At 58.7% G+C, this 5,399-nt stretch carries 5 protein-coding genes and 1 pseudogene; 1 reads left to right on the top strand and 5 read right to left on the bottom strand.

Going from position 1 to position 5,399, the window contains the following annotated elements; all coding sequences use genetic code 11:
• Window positions 1-299: 299 nt before the first annotated feature.
• From WCA53_RS09660 to WCA53_RS09650, 3 genes are all read right to left on the bottom strand, one after another.
• Complete coding sequence (locus WCA53_RS09660; RefSeq protein ID WP_423908463.1) at window positions 300-734, bottom strand: phasin family protein; 435 nt, start codon at window positions 732-734, stop codon at window positions 300-302.
• Between the two features lie 281 nt (window positions 735-1,015).
• Window positions 1,016-1,948: a glyoxalase gene (locus WCA53_RS09655; RefSeq protein ID WP_423908460.1), complete on the bottom strand. Its 933-nt coding sequence runs from the start codon at window positions 1,946-1,948 to the stop codon at window positions 1,016-1,018.
• Between the two features lie 76 nt (window positions 1,949-2,024).
• The gene (locus WCA53_RS09650; protein ID WP_423908458.1) at window positions 2,025-2,126 is read right to left on the bottom strand and encodes a DUF1427 family protein; all 102 of its coding nucleotides are present in this window, start codon (window positions 2,124-2,126) and stop codon (window positions 2,025-2,027) included.
• A gap of 364 nt (window positions 2,127-2,490) precedes the next feature.
• Here WCA53_RS09650 and ltaE point away from each other — a divergent pair, with 364 nt between their 5' ends.
• Window positions 2,491-3,522, top strand: coding sequence for a low-specificity L-threonine aldolase (ltaE, locus tag WCA53_RS09645; protein ID WP_423908455.1), 1,032 nt, complete (start codon window positions 2,491-2,493; stop codon window positions 3,520-3,522).
• A 113-nt stretch (window positions 3,523-3,635) separates the two neighbouring features.
• Here ltaE and aqpZ read toward each other — a convergent pair whose 3' ends face one another.
• Window positions 3,636-4,376 carry an aquaporin Z gene (aqpZ, locus tag WCA53_RS09640; protein ID WP_423908453.1) on the bottom strand — a complete coding sequence of 247 codons (741 nt, stop codon included), beginning with the start codon at window positions 4,374-4,376 and terminating at the stop codon, window positions 3,636-3,638.
• Between the two features lie 779 nt (window positions 4,377-5,155).
• A pseudogene (locus WCA53_RS09635) lies at window positions 5,156-5,399 on the bottom strand (hypothetical protein); the annotation flags it as partial.

Genomic DNA, 5,399 nt, shown 5'->3' with positions numbered 1-5,399 from the left:
TAGCCCGAATCAATTAAGCCGGCTTTGTGCGGGCGTTACGCCGGACAATATTAATGACCGGCTGGATACAGTGGGAGAGGCCGCGTTCAAAAAGTTGAAGGGCGCTGGTCAGGCAGGAGCGGGCAATGCCGCGGGGGCGGCGGCCGACTAGGGCGTGGCGGGTCGGGGCGGTTTGGACGGTTCTGCTTGCGGTCGCAAAGGCACTCCGCCCTTGCCCCACTGGCAGAACCCTCAAGTGCGAATGCGTACTTGCTCGCACTAGGCCAAACTGACCTAGTGCGAACGCCGCCGAGACGCTGCTATTTTTTCGCCGGAGGGTTCACCGACGCCTTCAACTCGGCCACGGCGTCTTCCATCCGCTTCGACACGACCGCGTAGGCTTCCGTCTGCGCCTGCTGAGTCTTCTGCGCAATGTCCTGCATGTCGGCCAAAGCGGCGTGTAGCGCCTTTTGCACTGCGTCGGTGGGATTAACCTGCGGCTTGGCCGGAGACGAGGCAAGCTGTTGGGTGATGGTTTGAAAATCGCCGAGCGCCCGGCGCAGGATATCCAGTTGCTTGCCTTGAATAGCCTGCATTCCGCCGAAAGCTATCTGATTCGCCTCTGCCAAAGCCTCAACATCTTTTCGACGGGCTTCGAGGATCGCTGATACGTCGAGCCCAGGCAACTGATATTGCTGAAACATCGCAGCGAATTGGCTAAATGGATCGCCGTATTGAGGCTTGTTCATTTGCATCTCCGTGGATATTAATTTGCACCGTCGCAAGAAAAGCGCGCTGACAGGTCCGGCGGCATTGCTTCGCGGGTTCTTCCATACTACAGAATTAACATTTTCTTTCATCCAAGGGAAAACGCGCGGTTCTCCTCGGGTCCGGTACTAAGTAATCGCAACGCATACGTTTCGCTTGCAAAATGTTCCTGGGGCGCGTGATCCGTAGTGCCTGTGCGCCCGCTAGTCGACGGAGGCAGAGGAAAAGTCTCGCTACGAGATTACGTCGGACGGAACTGTTGCCGCCGTCACTTGGCGACATCGTGTATCTCAGCTATGTAGCCGCCCGGAAATTGCAGGACGGCCGTGTTCCCCGTGCTTGTCTTATAGGCCGGAAACAGCACCTTGGCGCCTGCTGCCTGAGCCTTGGACAACGTGTCGCCAAGCGAAGCGACTTCGTAGCCCGTCGTCTCCCGACCGAAGGGAAAGGGCAGCTTGCCATCGGTGACAAACACGATCATCCGGCCAAATGCCGACGCGATGCGAATCTCGCGAATAGTCTCGCCGGGCCGGCCGATAGCGCCTGCATCGGCATGCGCGTCGTCTGATACAACTTTCCCGTGCGAGAAGCGCACGAAGCGACGCACGAAGTCATCGGCCGCAAAACGGGAAAGATAGATGCGGTTGTCCGGGACCGATTCGAGGGGCGCGTATGAAGGCGCTTTGGTATGCCAGTAAAGTTGCATCGTCAGGCCGCCCGGCCATTGGATGATCGCGTCCTTGCCGATGGGGTCGTCGAACGGTTCGACAAGAATATTCGCGCCAGCTGCGCGAGCGGCTTTCACCGCCGCGAAGATGTCCGTCACCAGATATCCGGTTCGCTCGTCGCCGAAAGGGTAGGGGATTGGCGTCTGGAACGCGAAAACTGACAACATGCCAACGGGTGTCTGCACATACTGCGACGCGGTCGCGCTAGGCGTTGGCGTGACCGTGAAAACGGCACGTGGGGACGCTTTTCCGCCGAACGTCGCCAGGAAGCTGTTGACGAAGGCATCGAGGTCATCGTTCGACACGTACACGTGAGTAGTGTCATATTGCGGCGCGACGGCGACGCTCTGCACAGTCGACGGCACACGATTTTCGGCGTCCGCGAGTGCCGCGCACGAGTAGGACGAAGCCGCGAGGACGATCCACGCAAGTCCGATAACCGAGGCGATGCGACGCAACGAAGCGCTTGCCATACCTGCTCCTATTCGATTTGCTTATATTCGCCGCCCGGGCGGCCCCGTAGTTGCCAACGGCTCATGGGAACGAGGTTCACTTATCGGAGCGATCAGGCGGCGCGGGCGACTGCACTTTGATGAGGTAGTAAAGAAGTCCTACGACAAAGCCAGCCGCAAGCGAAATAACGAAGGACATAGGCTTTCTCATGTCGGTACGTGTGATGGCTGATAGACGCAAAACACTCCGGACGAATGGCCGGACAGGAGTGGAGTTCCCTGGCCGCCAAGGCAGGCACGATCGCGCAGTTGAGAACGGATATTCCCGCTTGTCGCAACTTTACTGACGGCTCGTGCGCCCCGGCAAATGAGTTCTATAACCGTAAAGCTCCGGCCATGAAAAAGCCATCGCTCCACTGCTTAAAAATTCTTAATGTCCGGCCATCGGAATGCCTGCAAGGCAATTGTCAGACTGACGTTGTTGTCTGTAACAGATTCGATGCTGTTGTGTATAGGCCAGCAGCGGCTGAGATGCGACCATAGACGTTCTTTCAGGAGAAGCCATGAATACAGCCGTCCGATACGATTTCCGCAGCGACACCGTCACCCGTCCCAGCCCAGGCATGCGCGCCGCGATGGCCAACGCGGAGGTCGGCGACGATGTCTTCCGCGACGACCCGACAGTGACGCGGCTGGAAGCGCGTATGGCCGCGCTGTTTGGGAAAGAAGCGGGCTTGTTCGTGCCGTCGGGTACGCAGTCCAACTTGATTGCGCTCATGGCGCATTGTGAGCGCGGCGATGAATACATCGTTGGGCAAATGGCGCATTGCTACCGATGGGAAGCGGGAGGCGCGGCGGTGCTCGGCAGCATCCAGCCTCAGCCGCTTGCCAATCAGGCTGACGGCACATTGTTGCTGGCGGATATCGAACACGCGATCAAGCCGGACGATTCGCACTTTGCCCGCACGCGACTGCTCGCGCTTGAAAACACGATCGGAGGCCGGGTTCTGCCGCTGTCTTATATCGATGCAGCCACTGCCCTTGCTCGCCGCCATGGGCTTGCGTGCCATCTGGACGGCGCCCGCGTGTTCAACGCGGGGGAAGCGCTGGGCGTGCCGGTCGATGTCCTGGCGCAGCCGTTCGATACCGTCTCCGTCTGTCTTTCGAAGGGATTGGGGGCTCCGGTGGGATCGGTGCTGGTCGGCTCGGCGGCGTTGATTGAAAAAGGCCGGCGATTGCGCAAGATGCTTGGCGGCGGTCTGCGGCAGTCGGGAATTCTTGCGGCGGCGGGGCTCTATGCGCTCGATCACAACGTCGAGCGACTTGCCGACGACCATGCAAATGCTCGCGCGCTGGCGGAGGGTTTTGCGACGATGCCGGGGTTATCGGTGGTGATGCCGGACACGAACATCGTTTTTGTGGATGTCGCGGCTGAGGTCGCGCCGGCCTTTGCGGGATATTTGGCTGCGCGCGGGATTGCCGTGACATCGACTTATGGGGCGCTTCGGCAGAGATGGGTCACGCATCTCGATGTCGGGCCGGCGGAGGTGGAATTGGCGCTGGCCGCGGCGGGGGAGTTTTTCGCTGGGCGTTAGGGCGGGGGGCGGTTCTGCTCACCGATGGCAAAACCGCCTTGACCTCCCTTAACCCGCACCGCTAGCAGAACCTCTTCCAACGGGTCCGGACTTAGTGAAGGCACTCAAGCCACTCAAGGTGCATCGATAGCAAGCGGCCCCGGAGCAGTGCCACTTACCTTATCCGGGAAAAGCCGTGGATACAGCAGGCCGGCGATGATTGCGCCGACGATCGGCGCAACCCAGAACAGCCATAGCTGGGTCAGGGCGGCGCCGCCCGCGAATATCGCCGGGCCGGTGGAGCGCGCCGGATTAACGGACGTGTTTGTAACAGGAATCGATATAAGGTGGATCAAGGTCAGGCAAAGGCCGATGGCGAGCGGCGCAAATCCCGAGATGGCACGGCCGTCGGTGGCGCCTAGAATCACCAGCACGAAGAAAAAGGTCATCACGATCTCGCAAACCAGCGCGGCCGTCAGCGAATAGTTACCCGGCGAATGGTCGCCATATCCGTTGGTCGCAAAGCCGCTCGCAGCGAGATCGAATCCGGGTGCACCGCTCGCGATTATCGACAAGACGAACGCACCCAGAGTCGCGCCGATCACCTGGGCCACGATATACGGCAAAAGATCCTTCACCGCAAATCGGCCCGCGACCGTCAATCCAACGCTGACAGCCGGATTCAGATGGGCGCCTGAAATGTGCCCGATCGCGTAGGCCATGGTGACGACGGTAAGACCGAATGCCAGGGCTACCCCCGCGAAACCAATGCCGGTTCCTGGGAACTTTGCGGCAAGTACCGCACTGCCACAACCGCCAATGACTAGCCAAAATGTGCCAAACAGTTCTGCGATAAGCCGTTGTTGTAGCCGCATGATTTGTCATCCTAAATGGTCTAATGAATCACTAGGAAAGTGGGGCAGCAACCTTGATTGACGTTAACTCTTGAATTGCAATTGGATCGATAAGGCGGTGTAGATAGCGCGGATGTTGCTTGGTTCTTGGGTGTTGATAACGCCCGCGAGCCCTCGGCCACGCAGAGGTAGCTAAGCATCATGGTGAGCGTTGCGATTTGCCCAGTTGCAGTTTAGGACACGGACGATAAAGAATCGATGACATCAGCGGTGGTTTACGGATATTTTTAAGTCGCTAACTAAGCTTAAAACCTTGATTACTTGTTCCCATCCGTTGGTAGGCCCACGTAAGTGGGGATGTGGAAACGGTCAGTTCGTGGCTTAATCAACTCAACGAACGAACATAAACAAATGCCGACAAAGCCGCTCGAAGCGGCGTATCTGCGAATCACGGGGGGCCGTGCAGTAGCGAGAGAGAGCAGGAGCTGACTTAAGTTCAGCGCGAGGAATTCGTTAGCGGACACGACAAGCCACTAAGACAACGAGGCGTTCGTCGACGAATGGTGTGAGCCGGGGAGGCAGCGCACCGGCGGTTGGGCGTGGCGAGACGCCTGGCCGCCGGATGCTCTGTGAGACGAGGGTGATGTCCCGGAAGGGTTTAACGCAACCCGTCTTCCGTATAGCGCGGGATTTTTTCTCCTGCACTGCCTGTTACCGGGCGGAGCGGTCAATCACGTTATCCGGGTTCAACAAGTCGAATATTCGAGGGATGCATTCAGTAACTCGAACGACAGTCCAAATTAACGCGCGATGGTTGCGAGGCGATCGGGCCATTCCCAATTTGCGAATAGGTCGTGGGGATTTTGGAGGCAGGAGAGTAATTCGACTGTCATTGGATCGTAGACGTTGATACGCGAGCGGAGCAGGGCGCGCTTCAAAGCGACGACCCCGTGGTTCAAATAGGGCGGTACGGCGGTAGGACATTCGCTGATGTATCGCACGGGGACCCCTTCGATCGCTGGGCGATGATCGAGCGGATTGACG

This window comes from Caballeronia sp. (assembly GCF_049581465.1).
GTDB lineage: Bacteria > Pseudomonadota > Gammaproteobacteria > Burkholderiales > Burkholderiaceae > Caballeronia.
Note: the sequence above shows the minus strand (reverse complement) of the source record. Positions and strands in the feature narration are given on the sequence as shown.